This is a genomic window from Komagataeibacter europaeus LMG 18890, assembly GCF_000285295.1.
In the GTDB taxonomy this organism is placed as follows: domain Bacteria; phylum Pseudomonadota; class Alphaproteobacteria; order Acetobacterales; family Acetobacteraceae; genus Komagataeibacter; species Komagataeibacter europaeus.
Window position 1 is genome coordinate 1 of record NZ_CADP01000300.1, and the last position, 1,269, is coordinate 1,269.

The window sequence follows — 1,269 nt, forward strand, 5'->3', positions numbered from 1 at the left end:
CGGACTGGCGCACGTATCTCGTCCGGACATGGGGCAAACCGCATCATCCGGTAGCCACGGCCCTGCCTCGCACAAAGGCGGAAGTGTCACACTGGAACCAATGGGTGGCCGAAGGCTGGGCAGATGGAGAAAAGCAGGCGACCGAGATCTTCCTCTCTGACCTGTCGCGTCTGCAGCGCGACATTACCGGCATGGCCCGCTACCGGGTGCTGCTGAACGCCGGGCGCGTCGAAGAACCGCGCGTCGTGTTTGAGCATAAGGATGCCGTGGGAGGAGGAGACACCCTCCACCTCAACGACCGCACGATCCGGATCGCGAGCCAGCCGGGGCTTCAGGGCCACGTCCGGCGCGGAAGCGATTACGGTTATCCGGAGCATTGCCGATGAATATCACCACCCCCGTCACGACCGACGAACCCTGGCCGGATGAAGGCAGGAAAGCGTTTGCCTGGGTCGAGGAGCGACGGCGTAACGCGCCAGGGCTGGACTCCCTCCTTCGCTGGGCGCATGGCCTCGGCGCCTCGCGCATCGACATCAAGACCGGCCATCCGGTCACGATCAAGGTGCACGGCGTGATCCGCTATGCCACATGTAAAGCGACGGACTCCCTCGCGCTGGCGGATATCGTCGGCCATGTCTATGCCTCTGACGGGATGGCCATGCTTGGTGTCGGCCATATCCTCGATACAGCCTATAGCGTGGCACTGGACCGCAAGGTCAATCTGCGTTTCCGGATCAATCTTTCACCCATTTCGGTCAAGCGGGGCAGCGGCGTCCACATCGTCATGCGTCCGATCCCCGCCCGCCCCGCCAGCCTTGACCAGCAGATGGTCGAACAGGAAATCCGGGACACAAACAGGCTCAAAAGCGGCATGGTCCTGTTTGGCGGAGCAACCGGTTCCGGAAAGACCACGTTGCAATTCGGGCTCGCCATCGAAAAACTCATGGACCCGACCGTATACTGCGACATGGCAACCGGCGAGGAGCCCATCGAGTTCCTGCTGGACGACCTGCGACCGCCTTCAGGCTCGCGGATCAGCCAGACGGAGATCCGCCCTCCTACCCTGACTTTTCCCACGTTCACCCGCAGCCTGACACGCCGCGAGATGAGCGATGGCATCATCACGGAATGTCGTGACGGCGAGACCATGAATGCAGCCATCAATATCGCCATGATGGGCGGTATCCTGGGCACGACGCTGCATGCAGACAGCGTCTCCCTCATGATCCAGCGCGCGATCGCGCTCTGTCCGCCCTCGGAACGTGACAA

General features: G+C 62.3%; 2 protein-coding genes. Both read left to right on the top strand.

Going from position 1 to position 1,269, the window contains the following annotated elements; genetic code table 11:
• Positions 1–386, top strand: a 386-nt coding sequence (locus tag GEU01_RS21910; protein ID WP_019087687.1) for a type IV secretory system conjugative DNA transfer family protein, incomplete at its 5' end; no start/stop codon positions are given.
• On the top strand, positions 383–1,269 hold an 887-nt coding region (locus tag GEU01_RS21915), incomplete at its 3' end, for an ATPase, T2SS/T4P/T4SS family (protein ID WP_019087688.1). The genes GEU01_RS21910 and GEU01_RS21915, both read left to right, overlap by 4 nt.